We start from the raw sequence: 16,866 nt of genomic DNA, 5'->3' as shown, positions 1-16,866 counted from the left end.
CCCTCAACCCACGAGAATGGCGGTGTCGGAAGTGAAGCTGAACTTCGGCACTTCCAGGTTCTTGGGCGCGGGGCCCTTACGGATGCGGGCCGCGGTGTCGTAGGAAGACCCGTGGCAGGGGCAGAAATAGCCGCCATATTCGCCGCGATTCTCACCCTCGCCCGCGCCCAGCGGCACGCAGCCCAGATGGGTGCAGACGCCCATGGTGACCAGCCACTGCTTCTTGCCGTCGACCGTGCGCTCCTCCAGCGTCTGCGGATCGCGCAGGCTGGACGCGTCGACCTTGTCGGCCTCGGCTATTTCCTTTTCGGTCAGGTGCCGGACGAAAAGCGGCTGCGACCGGAAGGTCGTCTTGATCGCCTGTCCCGGCTGGATCGCGGACAGGTCCACCTCTGTCGAGGCGAGCGCCAGCACGTCGGCGCTGGGGTTCATCTGGTCGACCAGCGGCACGACGACCGCGACCGCACCGACCCCGGCGAAACTCACCGCGGCGATGTTGATGAAATCCCGGCGACGCACGCCGTCACCCCCGCTGGAGACGGCTGTCCCCTCACTGTCCACATGTTCAACGATCGCCATGCACCTCAACCCTTGCAAGAACGTCCCTGGCCCCGCCGCATTGCCCATTATGGCTATGTTCTGGAGGGATCCGCAGCGCCCATGGAAATGGGCGCGCCTTTCCCCCTGGCGCGGTTTGCAGGCCTGATAACCGTAGGATGCGCCATTTGCCAAGCCTTTTAGACAGGCTAGGAGAATTAACCGCGCTGTTCTATGGCGCGGGGCATGCGTATCGCCCTTTATCAACCCGAAATCGCCGGCAATGTCGGCGCGATTCTGCGCCTTGCGGCCTGCTTTTCCGTGCCTGTGGACATCGTCATGCCGATGGGATTCGCCTTTTCCGACGCGAAGCTGAAGCGCGCGGCAATGGATTACGGCGCGTCGGCGGACGTGACCCGCCATGCCAATTTCGAAGCGTTCGACGCCCAGCGCCGGGCGCAGGGGCAGCGGTTGATGCTGATGAGCAGCCATGCGTCCCAGCGATTGCCCGAAGTCGAATTCCGCGCCGACGACATATTGCTGATGGGTTCGGAAAGCGCGGGCGTGCCAGACGCGGTCCGCGATCTGGCCGACGTGCGCGTGCGCATTCCGATGGCGCCGGGCTTTCGATCCTTGAACATCGCCGTTTCCACGGGCATCGCGGTTGCCGAGGCCCTTCGCCAGACTGGAAGTTTCCCGCAATGACATTGATGCTCGACCCGCAACAGCAAGCCGCCCGCACCTGGTTCGAATCGCTTCGCGACCGCATCTGCGCGGAGTTCGAGGCGATCGAGCGGGAGGCGGGGTCGGACGCCCGCTTCGACTATATCGCCTGGGACCGCGAAGCGCCGGGCCTGACGCCGGGAGAAGGCGGCGGCGGCATGCGCGGCGTCATGAAGGGCAAGGTTTTCGAAAAGGTCGGCGTCAACGTGTCCACCGTGGGGGGCGTCTTTTCCCCCGAATTCGCCAGGACCATTCATGGGGCGAGCGAAGATCCCAGCTTCTTCGCCACCGGCATCAGCCTAGTCGCCCATATGGCCAATCCGCATGTGCCCGCCGTGCATATGAATACGCGCTATCTGGTGACGTCGAAGCGCTGGTTCGGCGGCGGCGCGGACCTGAATCCGCCGCTGCCCCGCGAAGAGGACACGGCGCATTTCCATGAGGTGCTGAAGGCCGCCTGCGACGCGCATGACGCGGACCATTATCCCCGGTTCAAGGCGTGGGCGGACGAATATTTCTTCATCCCCCATCGCGGCGTGCATCGCGGCGTGGGCGGGATTTTCTACGATCATCTGGAGGGCGATTTCGATGCGAATTTCGCCTTCACGCGGGATGTGGGGGAGGCTTTCCTGAAGGCGTTCCCACCCATCGTCCGGCGACGCATGGGGGAAAGCTGGTCGCAGGAGGAGTATCGCCGGATGCTGGAATGGCGCGGGCGCTATGCCGAATTCAACCTGGTGCATGATCGCGGCACGCTGTTCGGGCTGAAGACCGGAGGCAATGTCGACGCGATCCTGATGAGCCTGCCGCCGATGGCGAGTTGGAGCTGAAATGAGCCTGACAGCCGTTCCGGACGATCGGATCGCGACCGTCGTCACGCATCTGGAGATGCGGGAACGGCCCCGGCCCGCGCCTATCCCGCCCGCCCCGCTGCGGCTGGTGCCGTGGAAGGCGCCGACGCCCGACGCCTATCGCGCCCTGTTCCGGCGGGTGGGGGAGCCGTGGTTGTGGTTTTCACGGCTGGCGATGGACGATGCCGCGCTGACGGCGATCATCCACGATCCCGCGGTAGAGGTCTATGCCGTGACCGACCCCCGCGGCGTGGAGGTGGGGCTGCTGGAACTGGATTTCCGATCGTTGCCCGATTGCGAACTGGCCTTTTTAGGGCTGATCCCCAGCCTGACCGGCAAGGGACTGGGCCAATGGCTGATGGCGCAGGCGAAGACGCTGGCCTGGCGCAAGCAGGTCACGCGCTTCTGGGTGCATAGCTGCACGCTCGACAGCCCGGCGGCGCTGGGCTTCTATCGGAAGGCAGGGTTCGTGCCCTATAAGCGCGAGGTGGAGGTTTTCGCCGATCCGCGGCTGGCCGGTCTATTGTCGCCCGACGCCGCGCCGCACGTGCCTATGCTGGCTCAGCCCGCCTCGGCCTGACGATAGAGGCGCGCCAGCATCACCAGCATATAGACCTGCACCACGGTCGAGACGGCGGCGGCGGCCACTCCGCCGATCAGCCGCCCGCCCGATTGCCCACCGACCAGCGTGCCGACGACGCCGAACACGGACTGGGCCGCGCCCCCGACGATGGCCGACAGCAGCGTCAGCACCAGAACGAATCCCAGCAACCGCCAAAAATGCCCCCGCGTCAGCGCCCAGCCATGGCGCAGCGACGCCATCACCCCCTCCGTCCCGTCGATCACCACGGGATTGAGCAGCAGCAGCCGAACGCTGGCGAAGATGGTGACGCCAACGACCCCCGCGCCCAGCAGCAGGGCCAGTGTCGCCCCCAACGGCTTGGCGATCAGCGACAGCGCGGTGACGACCAGCGTCGCGGCGATGACCGCCCCCGCCAGGAAACCCGCCACCACCAAGGCCGTGCCCAGCAGCACCGGCAGCCTGGCGATGCTGAGCCGCAACGCTTCGCCCACGCTGATGCCGGGGCGCAGGGCCAGCGCGAACAAGGTCAGCGACCCGAACCAGATGATGATCACCGTCAGCATCATCGCCGCCCAGAAGCTGCCCGACACCTGCGGCATGGTGGTCGCCGTCGGATTCCATTTGGCCAGATCCGGCGGCGTCATTTCCTGCAGGATCAGGCCCGGCAGCGCCACGAACAGCAGGGCGACAGGAAACAGCAGGCTCTTTTCGCGAGAGACGAAGGCGACCGCCTCCTCCCAAGCCTTGCCGATGGACATCGTCGCCATATCTTTACGCCCTGCATCACTCTTTTAAATTCGCGGAGGAGACTTGATCGCTCGCTCCGCCCAAGTCAAGGAAGCCTCCATGTCGGTCCCCTCCCCTGATCCCGCTGTCGAATGGCGCGTCGAAAGCGCGCCTGTCGACTATCCCGCCGCGCTGGCGGATATGGAGGCGCGGGCGGCCGCCATCTTCGAAGGGCAGGCGACGGAACGGGTCTGGCTGCTGGAGCATCCGGCGCTCTATACGGCGGGAACCAGCGCCGATCCGGCCGAACTGCTGGACCCGCGCTTTCCGGTCCACACGGCCGGGCGGGGCGGGCGCTATACCTATCATGGACCGGGCCAGCGCACCGGCTATCTCAACATCGACCTGCGGGAGCGGGGCAAGGACGTGCGCAATTTCGTCCATCAACTGGAGGGCTGGATGATCGAGGCGCTCGGCGACCTCGACATCCCGGCGCGGCGGGCGGAGGGGCGCATCGGCATCTGGACCGACGACCGGCAGGGGCGGGAGGCGAAGATCGGCGCGCTCGGCATCCGGGTGCGGCGCTGGGTCACGCTCCACGGCTTTTCGATCAACGTCGATCCCGACCTGTCCCATTTCGGAGGCATCGTGCCGTGCGGCATTGCCGAATATCCCGTGACCAGCATCGCCGCGCTGGGCGCAAAAGCGTCCATGGCGGACCTGGACGCGGCGTTGGCCCGGCATTTCCCGGCCTTTATCAGCCGTTTGCGACGCTGCGGGACCGGGACGTCCCCAGGGGTTGAGCAATGCGGGACAGGCGGCTAGGGTCGCGGCTTTCGCCAGGTGGGGGGCTACCGGGCATGCTGGAACGCTTGAGGAGACCCGGATGCGTCGTGACGTCAAGACGATGGTGACAATGTTTGTTTCGGCGGGCTGCCTGGCCTTGGCCGGATGCGGCAGCAAGAAGGAAAGCGGCACCGCCGTTCCCATGAACAATCTGGAAGTGGCGGACGGCACCGCCACCGATGCGATGACCGACCTGGACGGCGCGCAGAGCGAGGGGGTCGCCATGGCGCTGCCCGCCAATCGCGGCGACGATGCGGCCGCTCCGGCGGCGGCGAAGAATGAGAGCGAGGGGAAGCCCGCCGCCGATGCGCCCGCAGCCGATACCGAAGTGCTGTCGGATCAATAATCTGGCGTCCGCGTTCAGGCGTGATACAGACCGTTGGCAGATAGTGGGCTCGTTTCGAAGAGGGGTTTCAATGGCTTTCCGTTCAACTGGCCGATCGACTGGCCGTTCCGCCGCGCATCGAGCCGCCCTGGGACTGGCCGCGATGGGCGCGGCGCTGACGGCGCAACCGGCGGCGGCCCAGTTCTTCTGGTCGCCCCCCGATTTCTCCACCCCGCCCCTGACCGATGCGGAAGCGGCGACCGCGCTGGGCCTGCCCGGCGCGACCGCTGCAGAGATCAAGGCCGGGCTGGTGTGGAACCTGCGCGCCGCGCTCAACGTCGCGGCGCTGCAATGCCAGTTCGAACCGACTTTGCTGTCGATCAGCAACTATAACGCCACGATCGCCCATCATGACGCCGAACTGGACGCGGCGCAGGCCACGCTGCTCGGCTATTTCCAGCGCACGGTCGGCAAGGGCAAGCCCGGCCAGATGGCGTCGGACCAATATGGCACACGCATCTATTCGGGCTATTCGACGGTGCAGGCGCAGCGCGGCTTCTGCCAGGCGGCGGCGCTGGTCGGACGGCAGGCGATCTTCGCCCAGCGCGGGACGCTCAACGAAGTGGCGCGCAGCGGGCTGGGATCGATCAAGAAGTCGCTGATCCTGGCAGGCGAGCAATTTTACGGGGATCCGGGGCGCAGCTATTCGCTGGCGCTGCCGTCCTTCGATCCCAAATGCTGGAAGAAGGGTAAGATGCTGCCCGCATGCCAGATTGCGTGGAACCAGAAGATCGGCGTGCAGCCCTGAGTAAAATCCTCCCTGCGCGCAGCGTGGGGAGGGGGACCGCTCGCGTAGCGAGTGGTGGAGGGGAAATACGCAGGTCGTGCCCCTTCCCCTCCACCAGCCTTCGGCCGGTCCCCCTCCCCATCTCTCGATGGGGAGGAATAGGATAGGTCCGCGAACCGACCGTCTACCGCAACCCCAGATATTTGTGCGACTGGAGGCTCAGCCGCCAGCGCGGCCTGGCCAGCACCAGATCGACCGCCGCCTGCGCGTTGCGCGCCGCATCGGGGTCGTCCAGCGGCTGGACCAGCAGATGGTCGAACGCCCAGCCTTCCATATCCTCGACATCGGCGATGCCGTGCCCCTGCCCCGGCTGCGGCCAGACCAGCTTCAGTTCATCGCCGCTGCGCTGGACGACCTCGCTGCCCGCCTTGGGGCTGATGCAGACCCAGTCCAGCCCCGGATGCGCGGGCAAGGTGCCGTTGCTCTCGACCGCGATAGCGAAGCCGCGGGCATGGAGGGCATCGACCAGCGCATCGTCGATCTGGAGCATCGGCTCCCCGCCGGTGAGCACGATATAGCGCCCCTCCGGCCCCTCGCCCCAAAAGGCCAGCGCCGCTTCGGCCAGGCTGTCGGCGTCCGCGAACTTGCCGCCGCCGTCGCCGTCGGTCCCGACGAAATCCGTGTCGCAGAAGCGGCAGATCGCGGTTGCCCGGTCCTGTTCCCGCCCGCTCCACAGGTTGCAGCCCGCAAAGCGCAGGAACACCGCCCGGCGTCCGGCGTGGACGCCCTCCCCCTGCAAGGTCAGGAACATTTCCTTGACGGCATAGCTCATGGCGTCAGGGCTTTACCGCATAGATGGTGGGATCGGGCAAGCCCGCTTCCACGAAACCCTTGGAACGCAGGCGGCAGCTATCGCACTGGCCGCAATGCTTGCCGTCGGGCGTCGGGTCGTAGCAGGACCAGCTCAACCCGGCGTCCAGCCCCAGCCGGTGCGCCTCCCGCACGATATCGGCCTTGCTCATATGCTGGAGCGGGGCGTTGATGCGGATCGGGTGGCCCTCCACCCCCGCCTTGGTGGCCAGCGCCGCCATTTTCTGGAAGGCGTCGATGAATTCCGGGCGGCAATCGGGATAGCCGGAATAATCCAGCGCATTGACGCCGATGAACACGTCGTTCGCGCCCGCCACTTCCGCCAGCCCCAGCGTCAGCGACAGGAAGATGGTGTTGCGCGCGGGCACATAGGTCACGGGGATGCCGGGACCGACGCCTCCCTTGGGAACCGCGATGTCGGCGGTCAGCGCAGACCCGCCGAACGCCGTCAGGTCCAGCGGCAATACGATATGGGAGATCGCGTTGAGCGCCGCCGCCACCCGCCCCGCCGCCCGCAATTCCAGGCGATGGCGCTGATTATAGTCGATCGAGAGCGCCAGCACGCGATATCCGGCCTCCCGCGCCAGCCCGCCCGCGACCATGGAGTCGAGCCCGCCGGACAGCAGGACGACGGCGAATTTTCCGCTATTGGCAACCATAATCGCCCGCTACCCCTCCGGACGCGTCAGCGCAAGCGAGTCGGGTTAATGACACGCTCCCAGCCACCGTCCCTCCAGCGCGAAGGCGAAGGGCGCGCCGTCGGCGATGCCCTGCGACTGGATCTGCACGAGGCGGGAGGTTTCGATGCGCAGATCGGTCCGGCCATTGCCCGCCGCGCCGCATTCATAGGTGACGACCAGCCGGTTGGCCGCATCGCTGACGGTGAAGCTCTTGCAGCTATTGCCCGCGTGGCGGCTTTGCAAAAGCTGGCTGAGATTGGAAATGCAAAGCTTGCGGACGGCGCCGTCCCCGCCCCGTTCGCGCAATTCCCATTGCCCCGCTTCCAGCCCCTTGGGCAGGCGCTGCGCAGGGCCCGCCGCCTGAACGACGGAACCCGCCACCATCATCGCCATGGCCGCCGCAAGGGCGCGCCGTCTTGCCGTCATATCGATCCCCCCTGCCGACCGTCCGTCAATCCGCTCCTCCCCTTGCCCGCCAATTACGGCAATTTGATAGCGGAAGCGAATCGAACGACCATAAGGCGGTTCGTCCTAGGCTGTATCGACATTCAGAAGATGGCGAGCCGAAAATGGTGGTTTTCCGTGACCCGGCGCGCAGCGTACTCAAAGTAGGTGAGCACCGGAAGCGCGGGGATTGAAGCGAGGCACGTGACTCGCTTCAACCATTTGCAGGCCGCCAGGGCTGAATGTCGATACAGCCTATGCGAAACTGTCGAGCGCCACCGGAAAGAGCCGAGAGCAGAAGGCGCAATCGACGCCGATGATGCCCTGATCGTCGGCCATCTCCGCCCGTTCCGCCGCCGGAAAGCGGCTGATGACGCTGCGGATATGGTCAAGGTCGCAGCGGCAACCCTTGCTGAGCGCGGTCGGATCGATGACGCGGACCTCATCCTCTTCATGAAACAGCCGCCAGACGATGTCGGTCAGCGGCAGGGCGCCGTCGGTCAGTTCCGCATCCTTCAGCGTGTGGGCCAGCGCCTGGACATGTTCCCATTCCGGATGGTCGTGACGGACATGCAACCGTTCGCGACCGACTTCCCCTTCGGGCAGGTGCTGGAGCAGCAGGCCCGCCGCCAGGCAACCCTCGCCCGCATCGTGGCGGGTCGCGATCTGGATGATGCTGGGGATCTGTTCGGACTGGAAGAAATAATGTTCCGCCGCGTCGGCCAGCGATTCGCCCTCCAGCGGGACGATGCCCTGATAGCGCTCGCCCGACACCGCCTGGTCGAAGGTGATGGCGAGATAGCCCTTGCCGAACAGGCCGAAAAGCGTCGGGTCGGGGCCGAGTTCGGCCAGACGGTCGGCGTCGAACTTGGCATAGCCGCGCACTTCGCCGCCCTTGTAATCGGCGACCAACAGGCTGACGACGCCATTCTCGGTCTGCGCCTGGAGGGTGAGCTGCCCGCCCGCATCCTTGAGCGTCGAGCCGAGCAACGCCGCCAGCACCAGCGCGGAGGCGAGCAGCCGTTCGATCTGCGGCGGATAGGCGTGGGCGGCGAGGACATCGTCGAGGACCGGCCCCAGCCGCACGATCCGCCCCCGCGCATGACGCGAGGGGATGGTGAAGCCCAAGCTTTGGTCGAGGCTATTGGAAGGGGTCAAATCAGGCTCCGTGCGGCGCGCCAAGGCGGGCCGGTCATGCAAAGGCGGTTAGATGGGGGGCGATTGGCGCGCTTGCAAATCGGGGGATGTGGGGTGGAGAACGAACCCATCCAAATCCTCCCATCGGGAGATGGGGAGGGGGACCAGCCGAAGGCTGGTGGAGGGGAATTGGCGCGACCTCCGAATTTCCCCTCCACCATCGGCTACGCCGACGGTCCCCCTCCCCACGCTTCGCGTAGGGAGGATTTAGGGTCAGCCGAGACGCCCCAGCGCCCAGAGCAGCACCGACTTCTGCGCATGGATGCGGTTTTCCGCTTCGTCCCAGATCACCGATTGCGGCCCGTCGATCACCGCTTCGACCACTTCCTCGCCGCGATGGGCGGGCAGGCAGTGGAGGAATTTCGCCGTCGGCTTGGCCAGCGCCATCAATTCGGGCGTCACCTGATAGGGCATCATCGCCGCCAGCTTCTCCTCGGCATGGGCCTGGCCCATGGAGATCCAGGTGTCGGTGACGACGATGTCCGCGCCCGCGACCGCCGCCCACGGGTCGCGGGTGCGGGTGATGGTCGCGCCGCGCGCCTGCGCTTCGGCTTCGAAGGACGGATCGGGATCATAGCCCTCCGGCACGGCGATGCGCACGCCGAACTTCATCAGGCCCGCCGCCTCGACGATGGAATGGAGGACGTTGTTGCCGTCGCCCAGCCAGGCCCACTGGCTGCCCGGAAGCGCAACGCCATGTTCCACCACCGTCAGCAGGTCCGCGACGATCTGGCAGGGATGGGACAGGTCGGTCAGGCCGTTGATCACGGGCACGGTCGCGTGATGCGCCATTTCCTCGATCTTGGCATGATCGTCGGTGCGGATCATGATGGCGTCGGCCATGCGGCTCAGCACGCGGGCGGTGTCGGCGATGGTCTCGCCCCGGCCCAACTGGCTGGTCGCGCCGTCCAGGATCAGCGACGTGCCGCCCAACTGGCGGATCGCCATGTCGAACGAAACGCGGGTGCGGGTCGAATTCTTCTCGAAGATCATCGCCAGCGTGTGGCCGGCCAGCGGCGCGTCGGCATCGGCCCTGCCCTTGGGCTGCCCAAGTCGCGCCGCCTTGCGGTCGATGGCGTCGGAAATCATGGCGGCGATCGCATCGCCGCCCGCGTCACTCAGATTCAGGAAATGATTGGTCATGATAACCCCCACTCCCGCCCTCCGTTCGTTTCGAGCTTTTCGACTTCGCTCAAAGCGAACGGACGGGGGATATGATTGGCGTTAGGCCGCAGCCTCCGCAAAGCTCCGCGCACCGGCAGAAAGCCTCTCGACGCATTCCGCGACATGGCTTTCCTCGATCACCAGCGGCGGCAGGATGCGGACGACGTTCTGCCCCGCCGACACGGTCAGCAGGCCGTGATTGTCGCGCAGATGCGCCACGAACTCGCGGGCGTCGAAATCAGCCTTCAGCTTCACGCCAAGCATCAGGCCGATGCCGCGCACATCCTCGAACATGTCGTGATTGGGGATGAGCTGCTCCAGCGCGGCGCGCAGGCGCGCGCCGATGCTCTTCACATGGTCGAGGAAGCCGTCGCCCAACACTTCGTCCAGCACGGCCATGCCCACCGCCATGGCCAGCGGATTGCCGCCATAGGTGGACCCATGGGTGCCGAACACCATGCCCTTGGCCGCTTCCTCGGTCGCCAGGCAGGCGCCCAGCGGGAAGCCCGCGCCAATGCCCTTGGCCACCGCCATGATGTCGGGCGTCAGGCCATATTGTTCATGCGCGAAGAAGGTGCCGGTGCGGGCATAGCCGCACTGCACTTCATCCAGGATCAGCAGCAGGCCCTGATCGTCGCACAGCTTGCGCAAGCCGGAGAGGAACTCCTGCGTCGCGGGCGTCACGCCGCCTTCGCCCTGCACCGTCTCGACCAGAAAACCGGCCGTGTTGTCATCGACGGCGGCCGTCGCGGCCTCCAGATCGTTGAACGGCACCACCGTGAAGCCGGGCAGCAGCGGTTCGAAACCGTCGCGCATCTTGGGCTGGCTGGTGGCGGAGATCGTCCCCAGCGTCCGCCCGTGAAAGGCGTTGTCGAAGCTGATGATCTTGTGCCGGTGCGCCTGCCCATTGGCATAATGGTAGCGGCGCGCCGTCTTGATCGCGCATTCCACCGCCTCCGCACCCGAATTGGTGAAGAAGACCGTGTCGGCAAAGGTCGTGTCGACCAGACGCTGCGCGAACTTCTCGCCCAGCGGCATGCCGTAGAGGTTCGACGTGTGCATCAGCGTCGCGGCCTGATCGGCTATCGCCTTGACCAGTTTCGGATGACCGTGGCCCAGCAGGTTGACCGCGATGCCGCTGGCGAAATCCAGATAGCGCTCGCCGCGCTCCCCGATCAGGTAGCAGCCCTCGCCTCGGACCGGGCGTACATCGCACCGGGGGTAAACGGGCATGAGCGGCGTAATCGACATGGTCCTTCCCTTTCTGGGCTGATGCAAACAAAGTCCGAAACGCAAAAAGGCGGCCCCCGCCGGGCCGCCCTTTGCGAGCGCTGCCTATACAGGGGCGCCTTTGAAGGCGCAACCCCATGCGATCAGCCGATCTGGTTCCACGCCTCCGCGATCTCACCGACCATCACCCGCGCCTGATCGACCGGGGCGGCGTCATGCTCCTTCGCGCTGGCCAGCAGCAGGCGGCGGGCTTCGCGATAGATTTGCGCAAGGCCCGTCGCGATGTCGCCGCCCTTGTCGAAGTCCAGGCTGGATTCCAGCGCGAACAGGATGGACATGGCCCGCGCCTGCTTGTCCGACACTTTCAGCCGGTCGCCATTGCGTTCGGCCAGCGCCGTCGCGTCCAGCGCCAGCAGCAGTTCGTCGAACAGCAGCTTGACCAGCGCATGGGGCGTCGCGCCCTCGATCCGGCTGCCGGTGTGGACCGCCGCATAACGCCGCGCCGCCGCGCCGCCAAAACCGCCATGATTATAGAACATGTCTTCCTGACCCTTTTGTATCAATCGTTGCTTTTGGTCCACAGCGCCACCTGCTGCTCCAGATAGCTCTGCGTCGCCTTGAGGGCGGACAGGCGGCTTTCCATGGCCGAATAGACCTTGGTGAGCTGCGCCTGATAATCCGTCATCTGGGTGTCCAGCTTCTCAAGCTGCTTGGCGAGGTCGTCGGCCAGCGCCTTATATTTGCCCTGCGAGGCGGCGAGCGGCCCGTCGGTCTTCTGGATATTGTCGCGCACGCTGTCCATCAGCCCGGCAAGGCCGATATTGGTCGCCGTCTTGACCGAGGGGTTCAGCATCTGCGTGATCGCCGCGGGATCGGCCGCGATCGCCTTGTCCAGCGCCTTCGTGTCCAGCGCAATCGTACCGTCGCGATTGGTGCTGACGCCCAGGTCGTTCAGCGTCTTGTAGGTGCCGGTCGTGGTAAGCTGGGCCGAAACCATCTGCGACAATTGCCGCTTCATGTCGCGGATCGAGGATTCGCCGTTCAGCACGCCCGCATTGGACTGGTCCGTGCCGGTCGAGGTCGCCGTGTTCAGCGCCTTCATCAGCGTGTTGTAGGCGTCCACGAATTCGACCATCAGGTCGCGCATCGTCGTGGTCGGCTCCGTCGTAGCGAGCGTGACGCTGGTGCCCGGCGCGGCCTTGTTCAGGTCGATGCGCAGGAACGGGATCGCATTGTCGATGCTGTTGCCGGCATAATGCTGCTCCACCCCGTCGAGCAGGATGATGGCGTCCTTGGGCTGACCGGCGGAGACCATGGTGGCGCTGTCGGTGCCGCTCCAGGCGAATTTGGCGAGATCGGGCCCCGACACGCTGGCCAGCGAAAAATCATTGGCCGCGCCGGTCGGACCCTTCACCACCAGCCGCGTGCCCTGCGTGTCGGTGATGACCGAAGCGGTGACGCCAAGGCCCGCATTGTTGATGGCGGCCGCGAGGCCGGTATAGCTGTTGTTGGTCGAATTGATGGTGATGGTGGCGCTTTGCCCGCCGACCGTCAGGGTCAACTGCCCCTCGCCCACCGCCGTGGCGGCCGTCGCGCCCGCAACCGGAACCGAAGCCAGCGTCCGCGCCGACGCAAGCTGGTTCACCACGATCTGCGCGGGCAGGCCTGTCGGCGTGCCGCCGGGCAGGGCGCTGACGGAAGCGATGCTGGCGTCGTTGGAGGCGGGCGTGCCGGAATAGCCGGTGCCAGCGAGCAGGCTGTTCAGCGCGTCGGCAAAGCTATCGAGCGAACTGGAGGCGGAGGCCAGCGCGGAAATGCGCGCGCTGTTCAGTGACTGGCGGTTGGTGATGGCCGTCTGCTTGGGTTCTCTGGACGCGCTGACCAGGCTGGAGACGAGCGAGGCGGTATCGATGCCCGATCCCGCGCCAAGCGCCGTCAAGATGCTGCTGCTCACCGAAGTCATGGGCCGTCCTTTCAAATGCCAGAACGGCCCTAGGTCCAAGACCTTTAGGAATGATTTTCGCGGGGAATGGAAAATGCGGAGACGCGGGATCGCGACGCAGGCGATTTTATGAAGTGCGTTCCTGCGAAGGCAGGAACCCGGATCAGACGACGGGACTGGGTTCCTGCATTCGCAGGAACACGCTGCACATCGGTCAAAGCGCCTCAGGCGCCGATGGCTACGATCTGATCGGCCGCTCCGTGCCGGATATTGGCCTGGGCCACATGGGCGATGGCGGCCCGCTCCGCGATGCGCTTGGCGATGCGGATGGTGCTTTCCACCGCCTCCTTCGACGCAGGGGGCAACGGCACCAGCACTTGCGGGGCAGGCAGCATGGACTGGATTTCCTCGGCCGCTCCGTCGACGGTCGCGGTCGAACCCTGGCTGCTCAGTTCCGCCAATATGTCGGCTATGCGGGCATGCACCCTGGCATATTCGGCGCTGCTGGCGATGCGGCCTTCGGACGAGGGCTGATCGTCCGACGCGGTTTGCGCCGACGATCCGCCGCCCTGGCGAACTGTCGTGGAGGAGGCGGAGGAAACCGGCTGAACGGCGGACACGGCGGAGGGCGCACGGGTTGCGCTCCGTTCAACCGGCGATATCTCGCTCCGCGAAAAATAGTCGTTCATGACGCACCATGTTCATGCGTCCCCGTGAATATTATACGGACAAGAAGCGCTAAAATTTAGTTAAGTATCTGAAATCATTTTCGGGTTGAAACTAAATAACTGAAATCAATCGGTTTTTCTGCCTTCCGCATCGAAGCGCAGGTCGTCCGGCACGGTGATGAACGGCCGGTCCATCTCGCTCGCCATGCGGTTTTCCACCCGGAAGACGAAGGCCAGCACAGTGGCGACCGCCATGTACAGCCCTTCATTGACGATCTGCCCCGCCCGCGAGGTGAAGTAGATGGCGCGGGCCAGTTCCGGATATTGCAGCACCGTCACGCCATTCTGGTCGGCCAGGTCGCGGATCGCCGCCGCGATGGCGTCGCAGCCCCGCGCCACCACGACCGGCGCGGCGTCCTGCCCCGGCTTGTAGCGCAGGGCGACGGCGAAATGGGTCGGGTTGGTGATGATCACGCTCGCCTCGGCCACCGCCTTGCGGGTCGAACCGCTCAGCACCTCGAACTGCTTGCGGCGGATATGACCCTTCAGTTCGGGCGAGCCTTCGCTTTCCTTATGCTCGTCCTTGATTTCCTGCTTGCTCATCGACAGGCGTTTCGAACGCTGCATGAGCTGCGCGGGCACGTCGATGCCCGCGATCAGGAACAGGCCGCCCGCCATCACCAGGCAGGTCATGATGAACATATTGCCCAGGTCCGCCATGGCGGGGGCCAGGCCCGATTTGCCCAGGCCGACAATCTCCGTCAGCCGGTCCCAGATCATCCACACGCCGATCGCGCCCAGCAGCAACACTTTGGCGATAGACTTCACCAGTTCGATCAGGCCCTGCATGCCGAACATGCGCTTCAACCCGGCGGCGGGGTTCAGTTTCGACGCCTTGGGCGCGAAGGCGCCGGGGCGGAAGCCGAGTGAACCGAGCAGCGCCGGTCCGGCGATGGCCGCGAGCAGGGTCGCCAGCATGATTCCCGCAACCGGCAGGGCAATGCCCGAAAGCAGCGCGAAACCGCGGTCGGCGGGCGCGAAATTGACGATATCCTCCCGCCGGAAGCGCAGCGCCTCCGTCAGCATGTCGGACAGGGACCGGACGACCGAGGGGCCGGTGACGGCGATCCAGCCTATCCCCGCCATCACCACCAGGGCGGTGGCAAGGTCGCGGGACTGGAGAATGTCGCCCTTTTCCGCGGCGTCCTTCAGCTTCTTGGCTGTGGGCTTTTCGGTCTTTTCGCCGCCGCCATTGCTCTCCGCCATGGGTCAGCGCCCTTCCGCGATGGTTTGAGCCTGATCCAGCCCGGCCTTGAGCGCGGCGGTGATCCCCTCCCCCATGACCGGCGCGGTGACGGCCAGCAGGATCAGGCCCGCCATCAGCGCCACCGGCATGCCCACGGAGAAGAGGTTGAGTGCAGGCGCGGTGCGGGCCAGCATACCCATGACGATCTGCACCAGCACCAGCGCGAAGCCGACCGGGAGCGCGATGGTCAGCCCCGCGCCCAGCAGCGCGCCGCCAAATTCGATCAGGTGCCAGATCGCGTCATTGCTGAGCATCGCGCCGCCCGGCGGCAGCGCCTGATAGCTTTGCACGACGAAGCTGACGAGCATCAGATGCCCGTCCATAGCGAGCAGCAGGAAGGTGGAGAGGATGGACAGGAACTGCCCCACCGCCTGCGTCGCCTGACCGGAGGAGGGATCGACCATCGCCGCGAAATTGAGGCCCATGGTGTTGCCGATGGCTTCGCCCGCGACCAAAGCGGCGGCATAGCCGATCTGCACCGCAAAGCCGATGGCGAGGCCCGCCAGCACCTCGCCCGCGACCAGCATCACGCCCTGGAAGCTGGCGACGCCGTCGGCGGGCAGCTGGATATGCACGCTGTTGAGCGCCGCCATGCCCAGCGCCAGCGACAGGATCAGCCGCAATTGCAGCGGCACGGCGGGCGCGCCGAAGACCGGGGCGGCGATGAAGGCCGCGCCGGGGCGGATCATGGCGATCAGCCAGATCCACAATTGGACTTCGACATTGGCGAAGCCCGGCGCGATCATTGGAGCAGGTCCGGAATGCGCTCGAAAATCTCGCGCGTGAAATCAGCGATCAGCACCATGATGGAGCCGCCGAACAGCACCAGCATCGCGCCGACGACGATGATCTTGGGGATGAAGGCCAGCGTCTGTTCGTTGATGGAGGTCGCCGCCTGAACCATGCCGATCAGCACGCCCGCGACCAGCGCCGGAACCAAGATCGGCGCTGCCGCCAGCGCCGTGATCCACAACGCCTGCTGCGCGAGGCCCATGAAGAAATCGGCGTTTTCCATCGCCCGATTACTCCCCCGCCCGTTCGTCTCGAGCGAAGTCGAGAGACGGGATGGAAAGGACAGGCGAGCGTTTCTCGACTTCGCTCGAAACGAACGGAAGGAGGGGAAAGTCGGTCCTCATGTCGCGAACGATCCCGCAAGGCTGCCCATGGTCAGCGCCCAGCCATCGACCAGCACGAACAGCAACAGCTTGAACGGCATGGAGATGATCGTGGGGGACAGCATCATCATGCCCAGCGCCATCAGCGTGGAGGCGACGACGAGGTCGATGATCAGGAACGGCAGGAAGATCATGAAGCCGATCTGGAACGCCGTCTTCAGTTCCGACGTTACGAAGGCGGGAAGCAGGATCGAGAAGGGAATGTCCGCGGGCGTGCGGAAGGCGGGCGCCTCGGCCAGATTCTGGAACAGTTTGAGGTCGGTTTCGCGGGTCTGCTTGGTCATGAAACCGTGCAGCACCTTGGCGGAGCGACCGACCGCTTCCTCGATCGGAATCTGCCCCTTGCCATAGGGATCGAAGGCCTGCGCATTGATCTGGTCGATGGCGGGCCGCATCACGAACAGGGAGAGGAACAGCGACAGGCCGACCAGCACCTGATTGGGCGGCGTCTGCTGCAACCCCAGTGCCTGCCGCAGCAACGACAGGACGATGATGATGCGGGTGAAGCTGGTCATCATGAGGATCAGCGACGGCAGCACCGTCAGCAGGCTCATGAGGATCAGGATTTGCAGCGACAGCGACAGAGAACGACCGTCGCCGGAAATCTGGCCCATGGCGCGGGTCAGCGCACCGCCATTGTCTGCTGGTGCGACAGGCGCGGCCTGAGCGAAGGCGGGCATGGCGATGAACAGCGCCACGAGCAGAAGCGCTACCACCACCCCTTTCGTCATCCCCGCGAAGGCGGGGATCCATCTCCCGGCCTTGCGTCCGGGCGCTGCCGTTGGGAGATGGGTTCCCGCCTTCGCGGGAAT

At 65.6% G+C, this 16,866-nt stretch carries 21 protein-coding genes; 6 read left to right on the top strand and 15 right to left on the bottom strand.

Annotated features, from left to right (window positions below):
* Positions 1 to 3 precede the first annotated feature (3 nt).
* On the bottom strand, positions 4 to 579 hold the full coding sequence (petA, locus tag BV95_RS06960) for a ubiquinol-cytochrome c reductase iron-sulfur subunit (RefSeq protein ID WP_037449212.1): 576 nt from the start codon (positions 577 to 579) through the stop codon (positions 4 to 6).
* Between the two features lie 192 nt (positions 580 to 771).
* On the opposite strand from petA, the gene BV95_RS06955 reads away from it, so the two are divergent.
* From BV95_RS06955 to BV95_RS06945, 3 genes are read left to right on the top strand one after another with little or no spacing between them, the layout of a single operon-like run.
* Positions 772 to 1,242, top strand: a complete 471-nt coding sequence (locus BV95_RS06955) for a tRNA (cytidine(34)-2'-O)-methyltransferase (protein ID WP_037449208.1) — start codon at positions 772 to 774, stop codon at positions 1,240 to 1,242.
* Positions 1,239 to 2,090, top strand: a complete 852-nt coding sequence (gene hemF, locus BV95_RS06950; RefSeq protein WP_037449205.1) for an oxygen-dependent coproporphyrinogen oxidase — start codon at positions 1,239 to 1,241, stop codon at positions 2,088 to 2,090. Before BV95_RS06955 ends, hemF begins: the two co-directional genes overlap by 4 nt.
* A gap of 1 nt (position 2,091) precedes the next feature.
* Positions 2,092 to 2,691, top strand: coding sequence for a GNAT family N-acetyltransferase (locus tag BV95_RS06945; protein WP_037449203.1), 600 nt, complete (start codon positions 2,092 to 2,094; stop codon positions 2,689 to 2,691).
* Here the strand turns inward: BV95_RS06945 and BV95_RS06940 are convergent.
* The gene (locus tag BV95_RS06940) at positions 2,673 to 3,461 is read right to left on the bottom strand and encodes a DUF7847 domain-containing protein (RefSeq protein WP_037449200.1); all 789 of its coding nucleotides are present in this window, start codon (positions 3,459 to 3,461) and stop codon (positions 2,673 to 2,675) included. The two genes, BV95_RS06945 and BV95_RS06940, sit on opposite strands and share 19 nt — an antisense overlap.
* Positions 3,462 to 3,540: 79 nt before the next feature.
* Here BV95_RS06940 and lipB point away from each other — a divergent pair, with 79 nt between their 5' ends.
* The 3 genes from lipB to BV95_RS06925 all read left to right on the top strand — a co-directional run bounded on the left by lipB (position 3,541) and on the right by BV95_RS06925 (position 5,399).
* Positions 3,541 to 4,245: a lipoyl(octanoyl) transferase LipB gene (gene lipB / locus BV95_RS06935; protein WP_037449292.1), complete on the top strand. Its 705-nt coding sequence runs from the start codon at positions 3,541 to 3,543 to the stop codon at positions 4,243 to 4,245.
* Positions 4,246 to 4,306: 61 nt separating this feature from the next.
* Positions 4,307 to 4,612, top strand: a complete 306-nt coding sequence (locus BV95_RS06930) for a hypothetical protein (RefSeq protein WP_037449197.1) — start codon at positions 4,307 to 4,309, stop codon at positions 4,610 to 4,612.
* A gap of 70 nt (positions 4,613 to 4,682) precedes the next feature.
* The gene (locus BV95_RS06925) at positions 4,683 to 5,399 is read left to right on the top strand and encodes a hypothetical protein (RefSeq protein ID WP_156028593.1); all 717 of its coding nucleotides are present in this window, start codon (positions 4,683 to 4,685) and stop codon (positions 5,397 to 5,399) included.
* Between the two features lie 163 nt (positions 5,400 to 5,562).
* Here BV95_RS06925 and queE read toward each other — a convergent pair whose 3' ends face one another.
* The 13 genes from queE to fliP form a co-directional block, all read right to left on the bottom strand.
* Complete coding sequence (gene queE, locus BV95_RS06920; RefSeq protein ID WP_037449195.1) at positions 5,563 to 6,210, bottom strand: 7-carboxy-7-deazaguanine synthase; 648 nt, start codon at positions 6,208 to 6,210, stop codon at positions 5,563 to 5,565.
* A gap of 4 nt (positions 6,211 to 6,214) precedes the next feature.
* A complete protein-coding gene (queC, locus tag BV95_RS06915; RefSeq protein WP_037449192.1) occupies positions 6,215 to 6,907 on the bottom strand; it encodes a 7-cyano-7-deazaguanine synthase QueC in 693 nt (230 codons plus the stop codon).
* A gap of 45 nt (positions 6,908 to 6,952) precedes the next feature.
* Entirely contained in the window at positions 6,953 to 7,354 is a 402-nt protein-coding gene (locus BV95_RS06910; protein WP_037449189.1) for a DUF3617 domain-containing protein, read from the bottom strand.
* Positions 7,355 to 7,627: 273 nt separating this feature from the next.
* A complete protein-coding gene (hslO, locus tag BV95_RS06905) occupies positions 7,628 to 8,530 on the bottom strand; it encodes an Hsp33 family molecular chaperone HslO (RefSeq protein WP_037449286.1) in 903 nt (300 codons plus the stop codon).
* A 252-nt stretch (positions 8,531 to 8,782) separates the two neighbouring features.
* Positions 8,783 to 9,712 carry an ornithine carbamoyltransferase gene (gene argF, locus BV95_RS06900; RefSeq protein WP_037449187.1) on the bottom strand — a complete coding sequence of 310 codons (930 nt, stop codon included), beginning with the start codon at positions 9,710 to 9,712 and terminating at the stop codon, positions 8,783 to 8,785.
* A gap of 81 nt (positions 9,713 to 9,793) precedes the next feature.
* A complete protein-coding gene (locus tag BV95_RS06895; protein ID WP_037449184.1) occupies positions 9,794 to 10,984 on the bottom strand; it encodes an aspartate aminotransferase family protein in 1,191 nt (396 codons plus the stop codon).
* Between the two features lie 122 nt (positions 10,985 to 11,106).
* The gene (locus BV95_RS06890) at positions 11,107 to 11,502 is read right to left on the bottom strand and encodes a flagellar export chaperone FliS (RefSeq protein WP_037449181.1); all 396 of its coding nucleotides are present in this window, start codon (positions 11,500 to 11,502) and stop codon (positions 11,107 to 11,109) included.
* A 20-nt stretch (positions 11,503 to 11,522) separates the two neighbouring features.
* Positions 11,523 to 12,926 carry a flagellar filament capping protein FliD gene (gene fliD, locus BV95_RS06885; protein WP_037449178.1) on the bottom strand — a complete coding sequence of 468 codons (1,404 nt, stop codon included), beginning with the start codon at positions 12,924 to 12,926 and terminating at the stop codon, positions 11,523 to 11,525.
* 203 nt (positions 12,927 to 13,129) lie between these two features.
* Positions 13,130 to 13,594, bottom strand: coding sequence for a ribosome-recycling factor (locus BV95_RS06880; protein ID WP_037449175.1), 465 nt, complete (start codon positions 13,592 to 13,594; stop codon positions 13,130 to 13,132).
* A 105-nt stretch (positions 13,595 to 13,699) separates the two neighbouring features.
* On the bottom strand, positions 13,700 to 14,839 hold the full coding sequence (gene flhB / locus BV95_RS06875; protein WP_037449172.1) for a flagellar type III secretion system protein FlhB: 1,140 nt from the start codon (positions 14,837 to 14,839) through the stop codon (positions 13,700 to 13,702).
* 3 nt (positions 14,840 to 14,842) lie between these two features.
* On the bottom strand, positions 14,843 to 15,625 hold the full coding sequence (gene fliR, locus BV95_RS06870; RefSeq protein WP_037449169.1) for a flagellar biosynthetic protein FliR: 783 nt from the start codon (positions 15,623 to 15,625) through the stop codon (positions 14,843 to 14,845).
* Positions 15,622 to 15,894, bottom strand: a complete 273-nt coding sequence (fliQ, locus tag BV95_RS06865) for a flagellar biosynthesis protein FliQ (RefSeq protein WP_037449167.1) — start codon at positions 15,892 to 15,894, stop codon at positions 15,622 to 15,624. The genes fliR and fliQ overlap by 4 nt, the downstream gene beginning before the upstream one ends.
* Before the next feature lie 117 nt (positions 15,895 to 16,011).
* Entirely contained in the window at positions 16,012 to 16,785 is a 774-nt protein-coding gene (gene fliP, locus BV95_RS06860) for a flagellar type III secretion system pore protein FliP (protein WP_037449165.1), read from the bottom strand.
* Between the last annotated feature and the right edge of the window lie 81 nt (positions 16,786 to 16,866).

It is taken from the genome of Sphingobium chlorophenolicum (assembly GCF_000722875.1).
GTDB classification, from domain to species: domain Bacteria; phylum Pseudomonadota; class Alphaproteobacteria; order Sphingomonadales; family Sphingomonadaceae; genus Sphingobium; species Sphingobium chlorophenolicum.
The sequence above is the reverse complement of the archived record's forward strand: the minus strand, read 5'-3'. Positions and strand labels throughout refer to the sequence as shown.